Here is a 20464-nt window from a genome sequence, read left to right on the forward strand (position 1 = left end):
AACGGCTTCCTCCAGCCGCTTGCCAGCGGCCTCGACCGTTCCCTGGGCTTCTTTCACATACAGCATATTCATTTGTTTCCTTTCTCTGCCGCGCGTTCGCGACGAGTCTATTTGCGCATCAAATGACCTGTTGATGTTCGTGTTTCTTGAACAGATTCATGCCGCAGTTTGGGCACGCGTCTGATTTGTGCGTCGCTCTCTCACGCAAGTCCGTTGGACAATTTATCGCGGCAGCAACTCCATCATTTCGATATTCGGCGACGACACGGCCGTGACGCAGCAGAATTTTTCGTTGGGCCAGGTTGCCGAGACCCGGGTCGTGCGTGGCGACGACGATGGTTTTACCCCGCTGGTGAAGGGCGTGGAAGATCTCAATCACCTTTTCCTCATTCGCCTCATCGAGATTGGCTGTAGGTTCGTCGGCAAGGATGATTTTCGGGTCGTTGATCAGCGCGCGGGCGATGCATACGCGCTGCTGTTCGCCGCCCGAAAGTTGCGACGGCAGGTGGCTGGTGCGATGCGTCATTTGCACCGCTTCCAGCGCGCGCGCGGCTTGCTCCTTGTCGGCGAGTGAATGGTAATACTGCGCCAACATCACGTTTTCGAGCGCGGTCAGATAGGGGATGAGGTGAAACTGCTGGAAGATGAGGCCGATGTTTTCACGTCGAAAGGTCGTCATCTCGTCGGAAGCAAATTGAGTTGTTTCGCGTTCCAACACTACGACACGACCGCTGGTCGGGCGATCCAAGCCATCCAGCAAGTTGAGAAAGGTCGTTTTGCCTGAGCCGGACGGACCGATTAACGACACCCACTCGCCCAATGCGATTTGAACGGACACGCCGTCGAGCGCGCACACGCCGCCCGGATAGGCGCGGGTTGCGTTTTCCAGAGTAATCGCGACAGTGTTCATGTTCATTCTCCTCTCAAAGCGGTTGCGGGTTGAAAGCGCAGGGCGCGCACGCAAGCGATGCCTCCCGCCAGCAAAGCGACAAGCGTGGTTGTTCCGAGCGCGGCTAGTCCTGCCGTGCCGTGCGGCGTGATGACGGCGTGAAAAATCTGTCGCGACACGAGCGCGGCCAAAGCTGTGCCGATGCCGAAACCAATGACGGCTGCTGCTAATCCCAGCGCGGCGCTTTCAGCCAACAGAAAGCCAATTACCGAGCGCCTCTTTGCACCCAATGCTTGCAAGAGAGCAAACTCCTTCCGCCGTTCGATCACGCGCGCCAGCATCGAAGCGGAAACCCCCAGCGCGGTGAGCACCAGCACGGTCCAAAGACTCACGACGCACAGCAGGTTTACTTTTTCCAGCACATGCTCCTCGCCGCGCAGAATCTGCCGCAATGGCTTGATCTCGACGTTGGCGCTGGACGCAGTCAACGCTTGCGCCATCCGGTCAATCTGATTTTCGCCGCCGGCCACGGACAACAGCGCGTAACGAAATTCGGTTTGCTCCAACGGCCCGGTCACAAACACGCGGTCATCGTCTTCATCTCCGGTTTCCATAATGCCCGCGACGGTAAACTGCGACGACTTTGATTCTCCCGGCCATTCAATTGACACTGGCTGCCCGGTCTTCAATTCCAGCGTGGTTGCGGCGCGGCGTCCGACCACACATTCTTTTGCGCCCGCTGCCCGCTGGCCGGTCACCGCCCAATAAGGCGTAAGCTGGCGCAATGCTTCCGGGTCGGCTGCGACGACAGCCACAGGATTGCCTTTGATCATCCCGACGCGCACCGCCAACTGCGCCACGCTCGCCCCGTGAGCGTGCGCGACGTTCGTAAACGCACTCCAGTCGGTTTGTGCTGCGTTGGCGGGATAGGCCACGGCGTTTGCGCCGACCTGGCGTAACGCGGCGCTCATTTTTCGGCCCACTTCAAACGCGGCGGTGGTGAACAACGTGACCAGCGCAGCGCACATGGCCAGTGTAATGAGTGTCCAGGCGGAAATGCGCGCGTTGTTCAGCAGCGAACGCACTACCATTGTCGCCAGCATCCCGCGCCGGTTAGTTGCCATGAAGCACCTCCGCTGTGTTTTGATTCAAAGTGTGCGCAACGGGCAGCGCACTCCCTGCCAGAGCCGTGATCAAGCCGAGCATTGGAGAGAGCAGCCACAACGCCGCGTGGGTCTCCGTCTGGCTGCCAAATACAGCATGGACCAACCACGCGCCGAGCCACGAACCGGTCGCGGCTGCGACCGTGCCGCCCGCCAGTCCCAGCAAGCTCGCTTCGGTCAGAAACAGCCGTAAAATGTTTTCCCCGTGCGCGCCGATGGCCCGCATCAGCGCCACTTCGGTGCGGCGTTCCAGGACCGCTGAAGTCAACACGCCCATCGTGCTCAACGTGCAAGCCATCAGTGCCAGCAATCCCAACAGCAACACCAGCCCCTGAATCCGCGTCAGGACGACACCTTGCGATTCGGAGACGCGGCGCACCACTCGCGCGGCTGAACCGGGCACGGCCTTCTGGATGTCCGCTGCGATCGAGCCGGGATACGGCGTGCAAAACCACCGCTCGTATTCCGCCGACGTGAGCGCCTTCGGGTCGAGCCGGTATTTCTCGGCCAGCTTGTTTTCGGGCGTGGTCAATGCGCTGATTTCCGCTTCGGAAATTTTGCCTTCGAGTCCGGCAATGCGCTGCACCGTCGGCAGCGCGGCGATGACGGCGGTGTCTTCTGAATCGCCCGTGGAGACAACACCGACGATTCGCAATGTTGCATCGCCAACTCGGATGGTTTGCCCGGTGGCCAGATGGAGTTCGCGGGCGAGGTCAGCGCCGAGCAAGCATTCATCCGCGCTGGATGGCCATACGCCGGTGAGTTGCCACGCGAGCGGGCGGTTTTCCAGCCTTACACCGAGCAGCGGACGCTCACGATCATGCACGTTTGCCTTTGCCCACAGGCGCGGAGACACGCCGAGGATGTTGTTAGCCCAAAAGAGCGATTTCAGCGCGACGAGTTGCGTTTCCTGCAAGAAAGCCGGTTGGACCGCTGCCGCCAGTTCGTGACCGCCAACGCGCACAGGAATGGCGGCGCTGGCGGGTTCAAGCTTGATGTTCGCGCCGAAGGAGCGCAACTCGCGATTCATCTTGTCGCCGACATCAAGACTCAACGCGAGCAGTGCGACGACGAGCGTCACGCCAATCCACACTGCCACTGCGGCGAGCAGCTTGCGCGAGCCGCGCCGCATCAGCGATTCCATGAGCATCCGGTAAAACATCAGCGGTGGGACTCCTTGTTTTTCTCGCGGAACAAATCCCGGCATTTTGCCCGGCAAAAATAGTAAGTCTTGCCGTTGACCGTCTCGAACGCGGCGGCTTCGTTCATGTTCACCATCATTCCACAGATTGGATCAATGGCCGTAAGGCCGGTCTGCTCCATTGCCGGAAAGCGGTGCGCCTCCTTCTCCAGCGTGGTCACGCGCACGTTGATCGCAGTCGCTGACAACTCACCCTCCAATGGAACAGGGTTGCATCCGCCAGCCTGACCAACCGTGAGGGGATTGATCTCTGCAACGCAGTTCAGGCAAATGAGATTCGGGCCTTCTTGCAAGTAGCCGAACGCGCCACAGATTTCGCACGCGTCGAGAGCGGTGTGGATTTTGCCATCGGCGGTTTTCAGTGCCAGAAATCGCACGGTCCGATTGCCGCTCGCGAAGCCGTAGCGATGCAGCTTGCCGTCTTCGAGCGCGGACAGTTCAACGGTCACGAAACCATTCTCGGCGTGGATTGGTTCTGGCGGAGGCAGTTTTTTCGGCATCGCTTCGCGCGCGTAAACCACCGTGACCGATGCGAGCACGATGAGCGCGCTCAAGATCGCGCCGTAGCCGTAGAACCGCTCGCGGGCCGCCCGCGCCAAGGCCAGCCGCCGTTCGGCTTCTGCCAATCCTTCCGTCACCAGCGCAGGTTTCTTTAACCCGGAGATCCAAACCCACAGCGGGATCGCTACGATGGCGAGGATGAAGAGTGAGTTGTGGCGAACAATTGGGCCGACGAGTGCCATGCTTCGCTGCGTGGCGGGAAGAACACCCGCTTCGGAGAACTCGTGATAGCCGTTGATAACAAGTTGTGCGACGAAAATGGCCAGCACCCATTCGGTCACGGTGAAGAACCGCCGCAGATTCACGTGCAAGCTGCCGCGCACGAACATCACTCCGAAGACGACTGCGCCCACGAGGCCCAGCAACGTGCCGATGAAGCTGAACATCGCCTCGGTCGTGAGATTGACCGCGCTGAGAAGCAATACCGTCTCCGCACCTTCGCGGAACACCATCAGGAAGGCAAACGCACCCAAGCCCCACATCTCTTGAATGCTGCGTTCCGGTGAGGCCTGAGCGGCCTGCCGCACGCGCTGCTCGACTTGCGACTTGAATTTGCGGGCATTGCGATGCACCCACCACATCATCGTCCCGACGAACGCTGCCGAAACCCAATAGAGCACACCCTCGTAAGCTTCTCCATTGATCGGTAACAGCCGCAGAGCCACGGCTGCGGCAATGCTGGCGACAACGGCCAGACCGAGCCCCAAGAACACGGGCCGCTCCAAGTGCCGCCGACCCGACTGACGAAGCACGACAAGGAGAATGTCGATGACGAGCGCCGCCTCGACGCCCTCGCGCAACATGATGACAAAGGATTCAAACATGGCCGTATCTCCCGAAATTAAGATTTGCTTTCACCGTGTGAGTATAAAGTGATGACAGCCAGCCCACTGTCGGCAGGTTGCCATTCTTTAGCGGTGGATTGCGCGTCTCTCATTGCCCTTCTTCGAGGGAAGCTCCCGTGCGAACATCCATCGTCTGCTCAATGGGAGTGACAACGATGCACCCGTCGTCAACAAGGCCTGTGTGCGCGGCCTTCTGGACGGCTCGGACGACCGTCTCTGCCAGATTATCCGGTAAAATGATTTCCAGCCTGGTTTTGGCGATCTGGTCGAATGCGCCGTGGCCCTCGGAAAGACTGTGCGCTTGGGAAATTGTCACCGCAGGCAAGCCTTTGATTTCACGCAAAGCATCAAGGACGGTCTCAAGCATGATCGGTTTGATGATGGCTTTGACTTCTTTCATAACTTTGTAATGGGCTGCTTAAACGGACTGTAACGGATCAGGCGAAAGGAACGTTTCGCGGCGTGTGAACACACCGCGACCGATGACCGTCTCGTGAGAGACGGGTTACGAAATGAGAGAAGGAGCGCGCGGCGGCAGAGCCGTGCGGAAGGCGAAGTGAAAAGTTGAGGCGAGTTCGGGCGGAGCAGTGCTCCATTCCGTCTGGCAGCCCGACTTCAGAGCAAGCAATTGCTCATCAAGAATGGTTTGGCAGAAACTTGGGACAACGACCGTCGCAAATTCAGGCGCGACAACCTTGGTTTCCGATTGCTCGTAACCGCCGGAGGAAACCCAATCACAAATTCGGCAATCCTCGTCGCTGCCGGCATAGAATGCGGTCTGGAAGCTTGCGTTGCCGCACCCGGCCGGGTTTTGAGCCAGCCGACTATTCGTCAACTGGCAATGCACCACGCAGGGAAACCAAGTTCCCATCAGGAGCAGGACCAGAATTGACTTCAGCAAGTCCACGTTGCACATGATACTGATTCTCAACAGTGGTTCAACCTCTTTATTCCCTGTTGCGGTTTGTAGTGGTGGCATCGGGAGTGGCGACCTCGTTGGTTTGCATTTCCTTCCGATGCTGATGTTGCAAATGTTGTTGATGGCGCTGTCGCGCTCGTGCTCTTAGCCAGAAGTAGTCCGCGACGACAAGCGAAATCGAAACCAGAGCGACACCGATTAACATCAGCCGACTTTTGCGCTTCTCTTTGCGAAGCTGCTCCGCCTGCTTCGCAGCACTTTGGGCGTGCTTGGCGGCGGTTTGTGGTGACTTCCATCGGCTCACTGGTTCTCATCAAGGTTGGTGTTGGTTGATCCAGACTGTTTTCGTGACGAACGGCTTTCCGAAAAACGGCGAGCGGTAGTAAACCGTCGCGCGTGTGCCGTTCTTAAGTTCGGTAGCAGGCACACACTTCCAGTCGCGCAGGAATTGTGTGTGCGAATTCCAAATCAACTCGCACGGGCCGCGGCCTTGTGGGTAATCAAGCGATACTGTGCGCTTGTCGTAGTTGAGGGTTTGGATAACGGCGAGTGCTTCGCGGGCACGCGGCGGACGCGCTTCCGCATTGGGCGTTGTCAGGAGCGTGGCCGTCAACAGCAAGGCGGCGAGAGCATTCGTGGTTTTGGACCGCGTGGCCATCTTCATATTTCAGAGTTCCTGTGTTGACGGCGGCTCAGGCAGATGAATGGTCGTGTCCTTTGTCTTCTCACGCTCGAAGACTTTGTAGAGCGTCGGCAGCATGAATAACGTCAGGAGCGTTGAACTGATAAGTCCGCCGATGACGACGGCGGCGAGCGGCTTTTGAATTTCGCTCCCCGGCCCGGTGGCGAAGAGCATCGGGACAAGGCCAAGTGCGGCGACGCTGGCGGTGATGAGCACCGGTCGCAGCCGGAGAATCGCCCCTTTCACAACAGCCAACTCGACGTTCATTCCTTCGCGGCGCAGTTCGTTGAAGTAACTGACCATTACGATGCCGTTGAGCACGGCCACGCCAAAGAGCGCGATAAAGCCGACGCTGGCGCTCACGCTCAAATTGAAATGGCCGATGACGAGCGCGAGAATGCCGCCAATCAGCGCAAACGGAATGTTCATGATGATGAGTAACGCTTGTTTCACCGAGTTGAACGAACTGAACAGGAGCAAAAAGATCGAAGCAATGGTGATGGGCACGACGATTGAAAACCGTTTCATCGCCCGTTGCTGGTTTTCAAACTGCCCGCCCCACACGACCAGATAGCCCGGTGGAAATTTCACCGCCGCGTCAATCTTCTCTTTGGCCTCCTGCACAAAGCCGCCCAGGTCGCGGTCGGTGACATTGCACTGAATCACGATTCGGCGTTGCGCCATTTCGCGGCTGATCTGGGCCGGACCTTCGGTGACTTGAACCTTGGCGAGCTGACCAAGAGGGATTAGAGCACCATTCGGAGTGGCAACGAGAATGTTGCGAATCGGCTCGACATCGTTGCGGGCGTATTCAGGAAAGCGCACCGCAAGGCCAAACACTTTTTGCCCTTCATAAACCTTGCTGGCTTCTTTGCCGCCGATGGCCGTCTCGACGACTTGTTGCACGTCAGCCACGTTGATGCCGTAGCGGGCGATTTTGTCGCGGTCTATTTCGATTTCGAGATAGGCGAGGCCGCTGACTTTTTCGACGTTGATGTCCGCCGCGCCGCGCACTTTTCGCAGCACGCGCTCGATCGCTTCGGCCTTATCTTTCAAGACCGCGAGGTCGTCGCCAAAGATTTTGATGCCAATGGCGGATTTGACACCGCTCACCAGTTCGTCCACGCGCAGTGCGATGAGCTGGGAAAAGCTCGATGCGACTCCGGGAAGTTCTGCCAACGCCTCGCGCATTTTTTCCACGAGTTCTTCTTTCGATTTGGTGGTCGTCCATTCTTCGCGCGGCTTGAGGGTGACAATCACGTCGCTGATTTCGACGCCCATCGGGTCGGACGCGATGTCCGCCCGGCCCGTTTTGGAAACCACGTCTATGACTTCCGGAAAGTTTTTCAGGATTCTTTCCGCCTTCTGCTGCAACTCCAACGATTGCGGCAGTGAAATGCTGGGGATGCGGAACGTCTGCACCGCAATCGAGCCTTCGTCGAGCGCGGGCAAAAACTCCGTGCCGATGCGGGGCACGAGCGCGAACGCGCCGGCCAGCGTCAATAGTGCCGGAAGAACTACGACCCACGGACGGCGCACGCACGGTTTGAGCATCACGAGGTAGATGTGCTTCAACCAGCGGATGTGAAACGGGTCGTGTTCATGCGGCACTTGTTTCAAAAAGTAAGTGCAGAGCATCGGCACGAGCGTCAGCGAGAGAATCAGCGAGCCGAGCAAGCCAAACGAGATGGTGAACGCAAGCGGACTGAACATCTTACCCTCGAACCCTTGCAGCGTGAACAGCGGCAGGAACACCACGATGATGATGAAGATGCCGAAGACAATCGGACGGCCCACTTCTTTGGCGGCGTAAAGCACGATCTCCGTTTTGCTGGCGTGGGCATGTTTCTCCGCCTCATCTGCTTTCTCGGTCAGATGGCGATGGATGTTTTCCACCATCACGACCGCGCCGTCCACCATCATGCCGATGCCAATGGCCAGACCGCCGAGCGACATGAGATTTGCGCTCAAGCCAAACCATTTCATCATGATGAAGGCGAACAAAGCGGCCAGCGGCAAAACCAGCGTGACAATGATGGCGCTGCGAATATCCGCCAGCAACACGATGAGAATGATGAAGACGAAAATCGCGCCTTCTTGCAGCGCTTTGGTAACCGTGTGAATGGCTTTCTTCACAAGGTCGGTGCGGTCATAGAACGGAACGATTTCAACGCCCTTGGGCAACGCCTTTTGAATCGAGGGTAGTTTTTCCTTCACCGCGTTGACCACGTCGCGGCCGCTTGCGCCTTTGAGCATGAGGACAATTCCCGCGACGGCTTCGCCTTCGCCGTTGGCTGTGACTGCACCCTGCCGTAGTTCCGCGCCGATTTGCACGTCCGCCACGTCGCGAACGTATATCGGGACATGCTCATGCGTGGCGACAATTATATTCTCGATGTCTTTGACGCCTTTCACCAAACCCAAACCGCGCACGATGTATTGTTCGGATTTGTGCTCAATGAAATTGCCGCTGGCGTTGGCGTTGTTTTTCTCCAGCGCCTCGAAGACTTCTTGCAGTCTGATGCCGTAGGAGGTTAGCCGGTCAGGTTTCACGATCACCTGATATTGCTTCACCAAACCGCCGAAGGAATTCACGTCCGTGACGCCCGGCACAGTGCGAAGTATCGGGCGCACGATGTAGTCCTCAATTGTGCGCAGTTCGGTCGCGTCGTATTTCTTGTCCTTGCTGACGAGCGTGTATTGGAAAATCTCGCCCAAGCCGGTCGTGATCGGTCCAAGATTGGCTTCGACGCCTGCGGGCAGTTTGTCGCGCGCACCTTGCAACCGCTCAAAGACAAGCTGCCGTGCAAAATAATCATTCACGCCGTCCTCGAAAACGACCGTGATGGCGCTCAAGCCGATTTTGGAAACGGAGCGCACTTCGGTCAGTCGCGGCAATCCGGCAAGCTCGATTTCAATTGGCCGGGTGACCAGCAGTTCCATCTGCGGGGGCGACATCGCGCCAGCCGTGGCGAGCACTTGCACCTGCACGTTTGTCACGTCAGGAAAGGCATCAATCGGGATTTGTTTGACGGCGAGCACGCCGAACCCGGCGAGGATCAACGTGCCAAGAACGACGAGCAGCCGTTGACGAACGGAGAAATTGAGAATGGGGTTAATCATGGTTATTCCTCTCCCAATTCGCCTTTGAGCATTTCCGATTTCAAAATGAAGCTGCCCTCGGTCACGACTTTCTCGCCCGCTTTCAAGCCTTCCAAAACCTGCACGCGGCCTTGCTGTTCCTCGCCGAGTTTCACGACACGCTTTTCAAACTTATTTCCGTCGAGCGCGACGAAGACGATTTGATACTCCCCGTCCGTTTGCAACGCGCTGTCAGGAATGAGCAATACATTTTCGAGAATCGTGGTGGTGATCTCCACGTCGGCGAACATCCCCGGCTTCAGGCGTCCATCCGCATTATCTACGGCAATGCGGACTTCCAGCGTGCGCGACGCGGCTTCTACCTGGTTGCCGACAAGAACAACTTTGCCGCCGAACTTCTCCTGCGGATAAGGCAGGACGGCGAATGCCGATTCCTGTCCAACTTTGACGGCGGCGATGTCGCGCTCCTTGATTTCTGCAATCACCCAAAGCTGGGTCGGGTCGCTTATTGTGTAAATCTCTCTGCTCTTATCCCCCAACTCGCCGGTCGTGGCTTTGCGCTCGATGATGACGCCATCTATTGGCGCTTTGAGTTCGAGCAACTTGCCAAGTAACTCCGGCGACTCGACCAGCGCCAGCACGTCGCCCGCCTTCACTCGGTCATTCAAATCGAAGTTGAGTTTTACCATGCGGCCTTCGAGCGTGGGCGTAACTTTGGCCGTTTTGTTTAGGTTGGCACTGACGCGGCCCGCCGCCTTGAGCGTCATGCCGAGATTGCCCAACGTGGCCGGTTCGACGTTCAAAGTCATGTGTTCCAAGTTCCCCTTGGTCAACGTGACAATGTTTTGCTCGTGTGCGGCCTCGGGTTTGGCTTCAACGGCTTCTTCTTTCTTGCCGCAACCCACGAGGGCAACGGCGAACATGGGGACAAGGAGCAGATGTTTCATGGGAGAATTCATTTGGTTTCAATTTGCGGTTGGGAAAGTTGGTCAAGGGAAACGCCGATGCCGGATTCAAGTTCCGCTTGCGCTTCAAAAAGTTTTTGCAGTGTCTCGAAGTAGTCGGCCTGCGTGTTGAAATAGGTGCGCTGCGATTCGAGATAGAGCAACAAGGGTGTGCGGCCTTCCGAGTAGCTTTGAGCGGCGGCATCCAGCGAGGTTCTGAGTTTGTCGCGCAATGCGGGCGTGTAAAAAGCGAGTGACTCCTTCGCCGCGGTGAGATTCTGCGAAGCGGTCGTCACGGCGCGCAGGATTTCGCGCCGCAACTTTTCCAACTCGGCCAGCGCCTTTTCCTGCTCGGCGGTTGCCGTGGCGATTGCGCCCTTTTTCTTGTCCCACAACGGCAGCGGCAAACTCAAGCCGAAGCCAACAATTTGTTCGTCGCGGGTGTATTCGACGCTCGGTCCAACTTTGAAATCAGGGAGTCGCGATTTGCGGATGGATTGCAGACTCAACCCGGTGCGTTCCGCTTCGGCTTCCTGAACTTTGACGCCCGGATTCCGCGCCAACGCCTGCTCTAGCAGCGTGGATTGGTTGGGTAACGCGACGCTCTCACCGAGTGCGCCTGTGATCGTCATCGGCTCGGTCGGCTTCCGACCCATCAGGGCGTTCAACGCCACGCGCGCGGCGTCGTGCTGCGCCTGCGCCTCGCGCAATGATTTTTGCGCGGTCACAACTTCGACCTCCGCCTTGGTCGCCTCGAACTCCGGCGCGAAGCCGCCCTCAACTTTTTTCTTCGCGGCGTCCACGAACGATCTGGCGAGTGCCAGCCGTTGTTCACGCAAGCCCACGACTTCGCGCGTCGCGAGCACGGTGAAGTAGGCGCGTCGCACCTGAATGGCGAGTTGCGAGCGGAATCCCGCGAGCGCAAGCTGGCGCACGGCAACATTCTTTTCCGCCACGGCGCGGCGCAACGCGCGTTTGCCCGGCCACTCGAAGGTTTGTTCCAGTCCGAAATCGCCGTGAAATTCCGTCGTGGACGGATCGCGCACGCTCTTAAAACCCGGCGCGACGGACACTTCGGGATTCTGCCATGTCTTCGCCGTGGTCACTTCACCTCGCGCCGATGCAATGTCCGCCGATAGCACTCGGATGTCGGGATTGCTGTCGAGCGCATAGCGAATCGCGGCGTCCAGTGTCAGCACATTCGTGCCGGGGACGGCGTTCGTTTCCTGGCCTTTCGCTGAAAACACAATTGTGCTTCCAAGCGCCACCGCCAAGAGGAGTGGCAAACTGCAAAAATTCCATTGCTTCATAATCAATCAAACGGACAAACCGAAATGGGAAAACAAAACTCCACGGCGTGAAATCACACCGCGACTAGAGGGAAGTCCCGGACGGGACTAATTACGAAGCAATGGAAGGAGCACGGACAGGAAGTGCCGTGCGGGAAGTGAACTGCCAGGTCTTGAGCAACTGCGGAGGCGCAGCCGTGAGGATTCCCAAGCTGACTTCATCGGGCAAAGAGTTCGCCGGGGTCAACAGCGGCGCGAAAGTCATCGGCAGCAAGTCCGGCGACGGAAGCGTCAGGCGAAGTTGCCCGGTCTTGTATTGAGCCTTTTCAGCCGCACAGCAACCGCAGTCGCCGCAATCCGTGCTTGTGCCGCGCGCAGATTGCGCGTCGGGCGGACAACGAAGGAATTCGAGGCCGGGAACGGTTTCTAGCTGGCAATGTGCGGACACTGGCAGCCAGAGGAACGCTGCCAGCGCAAATAAAATGTTTCTGCAATACCGCACGCCACTTATAGATGCCTGAAAAGCAAAATATGTTCAATTAAACATTTTTACCCTTCATCTTGACCAGCTTCATGCCGCACTTGGGGCAGTTGTCCATTTTGCATTGTGGCCTTCGGTTAGCGGCACTCAACAAGTGCAGTAGCCGCCTCGACTTGTTTCGGCGGACATTTCACCGACCCATAAGAGCAAAAGACGCAGCAGTCGCCCGGTTTGGGCCGCAGCAGCGTGTGGCAATTCGTGCATTCGTAGATGAACTGGCACGAGTCGGTCGGCATCGTTTCCTCTTTGCGGACGCCGCACTGTGGACAGGTCAGCACGGATTGCAGCCCCGGCTTCACGGCAGGGGGCGTGCAACACGGTGCGGACGGTTTTGCTCTCCGACTACGACTCCGCATCCACCAGTAGGACGCCGCAATCATCACGGTTGTCAGTCCGGCGACCAAAGGTTTCGCCCACGGCAGGAAGGAAGCTCCGAACAAACTCAAATACACGCCCAGCATCGGCGAACCGCAGCAGCCAATCAGGAAGCATCCTGCAAACGCGAGGAATCCCGTCAGAGTGACGCCGCCCACAGCGAGATTTCGCGCGACACACATCCGCTGTTCTTGATAGCGCCGCAGTGCTACTGCTGCGAAAGCCAGCGACAGGGCGTAAGAATAGCCAAGCCAGTAACTTTGTGCTTCCAAATAGCGACTCAACCAAGACGAGCTTTCTCCCGCGACGACTGTTTGCCAGCGGGCTTGCGCCGGGTCGTTTTCTGGAAACATGCCCAGCCACGCGAAGTGGATCAGGCCCGCTGTCACGAACACCAGCGTTGGCAGTATCAGACGACGAGGCTTCATCCTTCATCACTTTCCTTTTGCCGACAATTCAAACTTCTCCAAAGTCTTGGCGACAAATACAAGTTTGCCTTTCTCTTTCTGAACTTCCCCATTTGCACGAAAGGCTTGACCGACAGTGGGCATCGCCCCGGTCCAACGAACCGGCAAAGTCAGTTCGGCGCATTTTTCCAAGCCGCACGTTTGAAACTCGCGCACGTCAATCAGACCGAGGGTCTGATTGGTTGCGGAGACGGAACTCACGACGCCTTCCACCTGAACGCGCCCGCGGTAGCGATCCACGTTCCTCATGAAGTTTTCGACACCGAGCACCGTATTCGTTTTTGATGATTCTACTGTGGATGGCGGTGGTTTTGCGGGCGGCGCGGAGTTGGTTTGAATCTGCGAAACAACGATTGTCGCAGCGATGATTGTCAGGCCAGCAATGATGAGAGTCTTTTTCATAGTTTGTTTTCAGCCGCAGCCACAAGCTGACGGCTTGGTTGAATGTTCATCCACAGCTTGCAATTCCGGCGCGGCATCCTGCACAAATGACCCGCCGTTCAACAACGATTGCTCTGCGCGTGCCAGTTCTTTGCCGAGATACGCCGCGTGATCGAGGCGGGAAATTAAATTCTTTTCGATTGCAGGAATGTAAAGTTCGGCGGGCGCGTGTCCCTCAATGACAATATCCAGCACGCCATCGTTGCGATAATGTTCCAGCATCAGCAACCGGCGTCCGCAGTCGGGAAAAATCACAAAGTATCCGGCCGGGTCGGAAATCATGCGCTGCGGAATGTAACCCGCGATGGTGGCGACCGACCGTGCTCCGGCAAACGGTTCGGCAGGGCCGGGATTCCGCGATGCACAATTTTTCGTTGCGTCGAGAATTTGCGGCACGCCGGTTTCGCCAATCAAATCAACTATCCCAACCGTGCGCCGAAAATGTTCAACCGCCTCGCGGCTCACGTTGCGAAGAATTGGCCGCTTGCCTGGTGCGCCGATGATTCGCATTCGCTCATCCACGCCCGAACGAGACAACGCAATCAAGGACTGCCCAGGCAAGTGACCAATCGCTTGCCGTGAATCCGCTCCGCACAACACGATGAATCGAATGTTGGAATTTGCCAGCGTGTTTTGCATCAGCCGTTCAATGCCGAGGTTTTCCGTCTGCATTGTTCCGACAATTGCAATCTCCGCTCCGGCAGCCGGAACAACTGTCTTGGTCAAGGATTCATCCGTGAGTGTGCAAACTGCGACGGGAGCGTGATAGCGGAGAACATTGTATGAGCCGGGCAACGGCGGCCAGCCTTCGCGAGCTTCCGCCGCTTCGCTCGGACAGGCATCGCCCTCGACACCGAGCGCATTGATGGCAAGCGCAGGCCAACACACTTCACAACCAAGACAGTCATATTTCACGTCACTCAAACGCGAACGAGCGAGTTCAACAATTGAAGCGAGTTGTTCGGGTCGCGCAGAATTCGGATAAGCCTCCTCAATGGCTCGAAGCGAACTGTGCAGACAACCGCAATGCCAGCATTTCTTCGCCGCTGTCGCGTCCTTCAATTGCTTCACCGCCTCATTCACATTCGGCGTGTCGGCTTGATGGAGGGCAGTGCTCATTTTATACGCAACTTGGAATCCTCGGCCAGACACCAACCTCGGTCGAGCAACGTGGCAATGCACGGGTCGTCCAGCCGATAAAACACAGAATTGCCGTCGCGTCGCGATGAAACGATGCCGCGCGCCGCGAGAAGTTGAAGCTGGTTGGAAACCGCTTGCACCTTCATTCCGACCGCGTCCGCGAGTGCCGTCGGGGAAAATTCGCCGTTGCGCTCCAATGCGTGAAGCAGTCGCAGCCGCGTTTCACTGGCGAGGACGCCGAACACCTCGGCCAGCCTTGCCGCAGCTTTGACATTCATTAACGGCCTGTCGCCAAGCGAAGGTTTCACCGGACAAGCTTTCCGGCCTGGAGAAGTTGATTTGCTCGCACTCATTACACGAATCAGTGTAATCGTGTATTCAGCACGGGCAAGTCCTAATTTATGATTCGTGCTCGATTGCCGTCATGGCTTCTTGACCAACTTCATGCCGCATTGCGGGCACTGGTTCAGTTTTGTCTGCCCCGTATTCTGCGCCATCGGACAATTTGCGGAGTGGCCCAAAATAACTTCGGTTTCATCCTGACAAGGCGGCGCAGTCTTGCCGCGCGCAAGGTAGTAAGAACCAACGACGACAATCGCGGCGAGTGCCTGGGCAATCAGTGTTTCGCGCGTCGGGAAAATGGCGAACCACAATCCCAACCACGGCGGGATTACGTTGGCCAAGCTGCTGATCTCCGTCGTGGGAATCCAGTGTGCCAGTTGCATCTCTTGCGCTTGTTCGCCGACCATGACGAGCAACACCACGCCGAGCATGACGCCGGTGAGAACCAGCATTTTCCGGTAGGGCAATTTGCGATGCGCTACGAAAGTCAGCACGGCAACAATGCCGGTGAAGAAAAGTCCGAGCAACGCGCCGCCCAAGACGGCCTTGCCGCCCATTCGCAAATAATAACTTTGCAGGAAAAGCACGACCTCGAAGCCCTCGCGATAGAGTGAAGTGAAACCGAGCAAGCCCAATCCCCACAGCAGGCTCGCCTTGGAAACTTCCGGGTCGCTCGCGCTTTCGATCAAATCCTTTTTCCTCCGGTTGTGCATCGTCATCCAGCCGCCCCAATAAATTTTGTGGAAGAACCAATTCATAATCACAAGCAGGACGATGACAGCCAGCAATCCGGTGGCGGCTTGCAGGTTGAGCGCGGAAACACTTCCCGTCAGATTGCTGACGATGCCGGCAGCGATGAACCATGTGATGAGCGTCGCGATGAAAGCGATGCCCGCGCCCGCCATCACTGGCCGACGATGCACCTGCTTCTTGCCCGTCATGCTCGCGGTAATGGCGGAGAGCACGAGAATACATTCCAACCCCTCGCGGAAAACGAGCACTGCGATGTTGAGCAGCGCGGCGGTCGGGCTGGTGTTCGGAGCAGTGGGATCAGGATTGCCTCCTGATGTGATGCCTTGCCACACCAAGACTCCGGCCACAATCAATGCTGCCAGCAGAAGCAGAATACGAAACGCGAGGCGCACGCGATTGTTCGCAGGCTTGTCCGGTGTGCCGGGTTGTTCAGACATGACGGAATGGCTGGTTGCAATTTGATGGTTCACCACGAGACAGGAAGCTATCCGAAATGGAAAGCCTCCGCTTGCGATGGCTTGCGGAAAACTAGCGGTGAATTGTTGCCCCAAGGCGTAGTGCGCTCCCAATTCCCCGCATTCAAAAAGAAAGAGGGCGCGAACCCAACGTATTTCCACGAGAGGCACCGCGAAGCGCCTTGAGAGAAACACGCCAAGTCGCGCCCAATTGGGGCGCGTTCATCGGTGGCTCTCTCGTCCGGGAGTGAAAATTCGCGGTTTTCTCGTGGACCTAGCCGTTGTGACGCGAAAATTATTGTGCTGTTGCTATGTTAACATGGTCGTTTTGAGCTTTGTTTGTGGCCGCAAGGCCGAGACAGCGTAAACTGTTTAGATTTATGCGCAGACCTGTTTTCATTTCGGCCCTTTTTTCAACGCTTGGTAATATTCAATTTTTGCCAAGCGTGCCAAATACGGGGACGGATCGTTCTGGAATGTCTCCAAGCAGAGCGGGCAGCACAGGCTCAGCATTGTGCCCTTGTGATTGATTCGCGCAAAACCTCGGTCGCCTTCCACGTTTTTGCCACAAACCACACATGTTGGCACGTCGTTTTGATAACCGATTGTGTCTTCAATGCTCATGTGAATTACGATTTCAAGCCGCCGTATTTCTTGTTCACCGCGTCAGCGGCCTCGGCCTCACTGCGGCCATTGCGCAACTGTTCTTGGATGAAGGCGCGTTCTTGCTGGGCGGTCGCACAACTGCAAATGTCCAGCCGCTCCTCACCGCAAGTTCCGCAGGAGCAGGCGAACCGGGCGGCTACGCGGGCCACTGCCGGGTCAACGACTGGCGGCGCGGTCGAATTGAGGCGTGAGAATTGGGATGAATCGAGGGCGGGCGGCGTCATCGGAGTCGCGGTTGTCCCGGACGCGGGCGGGACGGAATAACGGCGAGGTTCGCGGTCGTGATTCCACAGCAGCACGAGCGTGCCGATGGCAATTGCGCCAATTGCGAATCCAACTCCGAGTGGAGCGAGAAGATTGTTGTTCGATTTCATAAACGAGAGCGGCTGGTTCAGTTTGACGCCGGGATTGCCGGCAAGCCGGGTTCGGGTGGCTGGTTTTGACGATTGATGGCCCGCGAACGCCACAGATAGTAAATGGCCGGATAGACCAGCAGTTCCATCAGCGTGGAAGTCACAACGCCGCCGACCATCGGGGTGGCGATGCGTTTCATCACGTCCGCACCCGCGCCGTGACTCCAGAGAATGGGCGCAAGGCCCGCGATAATGACGCAGGCGGTCATGGCTTTCGGGCGGACGCGCTTGACTGCACCGTGGTAAATGGCGTCGCGCAGGTCGGTGAGGTTGCGCATCTTGCCATCTTTGATCCATTGGGCGTGGGCGATGTCGAGGTAGAGCAACATGACCACGCCGGTTTCGGCGTCGAGGCCGGCCAGCGCGATGATGCCAACCCAAACGGCGACGCTCATGTTGTAGCCAAGCCAATGAACCACCGCGAACGCGCCCACCAGCGAGAACGGCACGGCCAGCATGACAATGGCGGTTTTGATGGCGGAGCGGGTGTTGAGATAGATGATGAGGATGATGATGAGCAGCGTGAGTGGCACAACAATCATCAACCGTTGTTGGGCGCGAATCATGTATTCGTATTGGCCGCTCCAAAAGATGTTGTAGCCGCTGGGTAGTTTGATCGTGCCGCTGGCGACAGCGTCGTTGACGGCGCGCATGGCCGTCTGAACGTAAGTGCCCACGTCAATGCCTTTCACGTCCACGTAAATCCAGGCGTTGGGCACGGCGGCTTCACTCTTGATTCCCATCGGCGCGTGGACGGTTTCGATTTTCGCCAGTTGACCAAGCGGCACTTGCGCGCCGGTGGGTGTCGGCACGACGATTTCACGGAGCGCGCCGAGGTTTTCGCGGAAATCGCGGCTGTAACGAAGATTAACAGCGTAACGCTCCAAGCCTTCGACGGTCGTGGTCAGCGGCATACCGCCCAACGCGACTTCAAGCACTTCCTGCACATCGCCAACCGTGAGGCCGTAGCGGGCGATGGCATCGCGGTCAATGTTGAACTCGACGTAATTGCCGCCCATCGTCCGTTCCGCAAACGCACTCAACGTGCCGGGCACACCTTTCACCACCGCTTCCACCTCTGACGCGACGCGCTCCAGTTCCGCCAAGTCCGGCCCGGCGATTTTGATGCCGACGGGCGTCTTGATCCCGGTGGCGAGCATGTCAATGCGGGTCTTGATGGGCATGGTCCAGGCGTTGTTCAAGCCGGGTATCTGGACGGCGGCGTTCATCGCGTCCACCAATTCGTCGGGTGTGCGCGAACGATGCGCGATGACTTTGCCGCTCTCGTCCTTGATGTCCACGGCGGGCCAGTCCTTTTCTTCCTTGAGCATGATGGTCGTCTCGATCATGTCGAACGGCGCAGGGTCAGTGGCTGATTCCGCGCGGCCAATCTTGCCAAAGACATGATGAACCTCCGGGAAGCTCTTGATGATTTTGTCGGTGACTTGAACGATCTCGCGCGCCTTGGTGGGCGAGATGCCCGGAAAGGTTGTCGGCATGTAGAGCAGATCGCCTTCGTAGAGCGGCGGCATATACTCCGAACCGATGTTCTGGTAAGGGAAAACTTTCCCGACCTTGAACGCCCACTCCTTGGCTTTGCCGTCGGGAAGAATTTTCGCAACCAGGCTGTTCCATGGGAAAAACACCCAGACGATGAGGGCGGCGGCACTGAAGATAACCGACCAGCGCCATTTGATGACGAAATCAATCACCGGATGATAAAGCCAGATGAGGAAGCGATTGATGGGATTCTTTTCCTCCGCTGGGATTTTGCCGCGAATGAAGAAGCCCATCAAAATCGGCGCGAGCGTGATGGAGAGCAGCGCGGCTGCACCCATCGAGTAAGTCTTGGTGAAGGCCAGAGGTTTGAACAACCGCCCTTCCTGCGCCTGCAAAGTGAATACAGGGATGAACGACACCGTGATGACGAGCAGCGAATAAAACAACGTCGGACCGACTTCAATGGAGGCATCGCGAATGATTTCCCAATGCGGCTTTTTGCCCTGGTCGTGCTCCATGTGTTTGTGCGCGTTCTCGATCATGATGATGACCGCGTCCACCATCGCGCCAATGGCGATGGCAATGCCGCCGAGCGACATGATGTTCGAGCTGATGCCCTGGCCATACATGACGGAAAACGACATCAGCACGGCGATGGGTAGAATGAGAATCGCCACAAACGCGCTGCGCAGGTGCATCAGAAAGGCGATGCACACCAACGCCACGACGATGCTTTCCTCGATGAGCTTTTCTTCGAGCGTCTTCACCGCGCGGCCAATCAATGCGGTGCGATCGTAGGCGACGCTGTAATGCACGTCCGCTGGCAGGCCCTTCATTGCCTCGTCGAGCCGTTGCTTCACGTCGAGAATGACTTGCCGCGCATTCGCGCCGTAACGGACAACCACGACACCACCGACGGTTTCACCTTCGCCGTTCAATTCCGCGATGCCCCGGCGCATATCCGGGCCAAGCTGCACGTTGGCGACCTGGCTCAACAGAATCGGCACGCCGCCTTCGCCAACGCCGACCGCAACTTTCTTCAAATCCTCAAGGCTTGTGATGTAACCGCGGACTCGGAGAATGAATTCCTTTTCCGACAGTTCGATGGAACGTCCGCCGACTTCGCCGTTGCTTTTCTTCACCGCCATTGCCACTTCGGAAATCGAAAGGTTGTAGGCGCGGAGTTTGGTGGGATCAACCGTGACCTGATATTGCTTCACGAAGCCGCCGATGGACGCAACTTCGGACACACCTTCGACGGAAGCCAATTGATAACGCAGATACCAGTCCTGCATGGAGCGGAGTTGGGCGAGGTCGCGGTTGGTTGAGTTGATGGAATACATGAACGCCCAACCGACGCCTGTTGCGTCCGGGCCAAGGGACGGCGCGACGCCCTGGGGCAAGCGCCCGCTCAGGCCGCTCAGATATTCAAGCACACGCGTGCGTGCCCAATAAGGGTCAGTGCCATCCTGAAAAATGACATACACGAACGAATAGCCGTAAAACGAATAGCCGCGAACAACCTTCGCCTTCGGCACGGAGAGCATCTTCGTGGTGAGCGGATACGTGACCTGATCCTGAACGATCTGCGGCGCTTGGCCGGGCCATTCCGTATAGACGATGACCTGCACGTCTGACTGGTCAGGCAGCGCATCCAGCGGGATGTTCTTCACCGAGTAAACGCCGACCAGCACCAGGACAATCGTTCCCAGCAGAACGATGAATTTGTTTTTGAGCGAAAAATCTATGATGCCTTTGAGCATGGTAATGTTCCTT

General features: G+C 57.4%; 19 protein-coding genes. All 19 read right to left on the minus strand.

The annotated features are described in order from the left end of the window. Positions 1-118: 118 nt before the first annotated feature. On the minus strand, positions 119-916 hold the full coding sequence (locus tag HY011_33610) for an ABC transporter ATP-binding protein (protein ID MBI3427887.1): 798 nt from the start codon (positions 914-916) through the stop codon (positions 119-121). Continuing rightward, positions 913-2013 carry an FtsX-like permease family protein gene (locus HY011_33615; GenBank protein ID MBI3427888.1) on the minus strand — a complete coding sequence of 367 codons (1101 nt, stop codon included), beginning with the start codon at positions 2011-2013 and terminating at the stop codon, positions 913-915. Before HY011_33615 ends, HY011_33610 begins: the two co-directional genes overlap by 4 nt. After that, positions 2003-3214: an ABC transporter permease gene (locus HY011_33620; GenBank protein ID MBI3427889.1), complete on the minus strand. Its 1212-nt coding sequence runs from the start codon at positions 3212-3214 to the stop codon at positions 2003-2005. Before HY011_33620 ends, HY011_33615 begins: the two co-directional genes overlap by 11 nt. Further along, on the minus strand, positions 3214-4638 hold the full coding sequence (locus HY011_33625) for a DUF2318 domain-containing protein (protein ID MBI3427890.1): 1425 nt from the start codon (positions 4636-4638) through the stop codon (positions 3214-3216). The genes HY011_33620 and HY011_33625 overlap by 1 nt, the downstream gene beginning before the upstream one ends. Positions 4639-4747: 109 nt before the next feature. Next, a complete protein-coding gene (locus HY011_33630; GenBank protein ID MBI3427891.1) occupies positions 4748-5059 on the minus strand; it encodes a P-II family nitrogen regulator in 312 nt (103 codons plus the stop codon). Between the two features lie 105 nt (positions 5060-5164). After that, positions 5165-5638: a hypothetical protein gene (locus tag HY011_33635; GenBank protein ID MBI3427892.1), complete on the minus strand. Its 474-nt coding sequence runs from the start codon at positions 5636-5638 to the stop codon at positions 5165-5167. Then, complete coding sequence (locus HY011_33640) at positions 5607-5882, minus strand: hypothetical protein (GenBank protein MBI3427893.1); 276 nt, start codon at positions 5880-5882, stop codon at positions 5607-5609. Before HY011_33640 ends, HY011_33635 begins: the two co-directional genes overlap by 32 nt. A 9-nt stretch (positions 5883-5891) precedes the next feature. Further along, complete coding sequence (locus HY011_33645) at positions 5892-6242, minus strand: hypothetical protein (GenBank protein MBI3427894.1); 351 nt, start codon at positions 6240-6242, stop codon at positions 5892-5894. Positions 6243-6245: 3 nt separating this feature from the next. Further along, positions 6246-9383 (minus strand): efflux RND transporter permease subunit, encoded by a 3138-nt coding sequence (locus HY011_33650; GenBank protein ID MBI3427895.1) that lies wholly within the window; start codon positions 9381-9383, stop codon positions 6246-6248. 2 nt (positions 9384-9385) lie between these two features. After that, the gene (locus tag HY011_33655; protein MBI3427896.1) at positions 9386-10309 is read right to left on the minus strand and encodes an efflux RND transporter periplasmic adaptor subunit; all 924 of its coding nucleotides are present in this window, start codon (positions 10307-10309) and stop codon (positions 9386-9388) included. An 8-nt stretch (positions 10310-10317) separates the two neighbouring features. Then, complete coding sequence (locus HY011_33660; GenBank protein ID MBI3427897.1) at positions 10318-11553, minus strand: TolC family protein; 1236 nt, start codon at positions 11551-11553, stop codon at positions 10318-10320. Between the two features lie 660 nt (positions 11554-12213). Continuing rightward, positions 12214-12435 (minus strand): hypothetical protein, encoded by a 222-nt coding sequence (locus tag HY011_33665; GenBank protein MBI3427898.1) that lies wholly within the window; start codon positions 12433-12435, stop codon positions 12214-12216. A gap of 510 nt (positions 12436-12945) precedes the next feature. Further along, positions 12946-13380, minus strand: a complete 435-nt coding sequence (locus tag HY011_33670; protein ID MBI3427899.1) for a hypothetical protein — start codon at positions 13378-13380, stop codon at positions 12946-12948. A gap of 9 nt (positions 13381-13389) precedes the next feature. Then, entirely contained in the window at positions 13390-14601 is a 1212-nt protein-coding gene (locus HY011_33675) for a DUF4346 domain-containing protein (protein MBI3427900.1), read from the minus strand. After that, positions 14535-14912 carry a helix-turn-helix transcriptional regulator gene (locus HY011_33680; protein MBI3427901.1) on the minus strand — a complete coding sequence of 126 codons (378 nt, stop codon included), beginning with the start codon at positions 14910-14912 and terminating at the stop codon, positions 14535-14537. Before HY011_33680 ends, HY011_33675 begins: the two co-directional genes overlap by 67 nt. Positions 14913-14981: 69 nt before the next feature. Next, the gene (locus HY011_33685; GenBank protein MBI3427902.1) at positions 14982-15989 is read right to left on the minus strand and encodes an FTR1 family protein; all 1008 of its coding nucleotides are present in this window, start codon (positions 15987-15989) and stop codon (positions 14982-14984) included. A gap of 516 nt (positions 15990-16505) precedes the next feature. Next, positions 16506-16733 (minus strand): hypothetical protein, encoded by a 228-nt coding sequence (locus HY011_33690; GenBank protein ID MBI3427903.1) that lies wholly within the window; start codon positions 16731-16733, stop codon positions 16506-16508. Positions 16734-16738: 5 nt separating this feature from the next. Further along, positions 16739-17149: a hypothetical protein gene (locus HY011_33695; GenBank protein ID MBI3427904.1), complete on the minus strand. Its 411-nt coding sequence runs from the start codon at positions 17147-17149 to the stop codon at positions 16739-16741. A 17-nt stretch (positions 17150-17166) separates the two neighbouring features. Continuing rightward, complete coding sequence (locus HY011_33700; protein ID MBI3427905.1) at positions 17167-20451, minus strand: efflux RND transporter permease subunit; 3285 nt, start codon at positions 20449-20451, stop codon at positions 17167-17169. Between the last annotated feature and the right edge of the window lie 13 nt (positions 20452-20464).

Source organism: Acidobacteriota bacterium, from assembly GCA_016196035.1.
In the GTDB taxonomy this organism is placed as follows: Bacteria; Acidobacteriota; Blastocatellia; order RBC074; family RBC074; genus JACPYM01.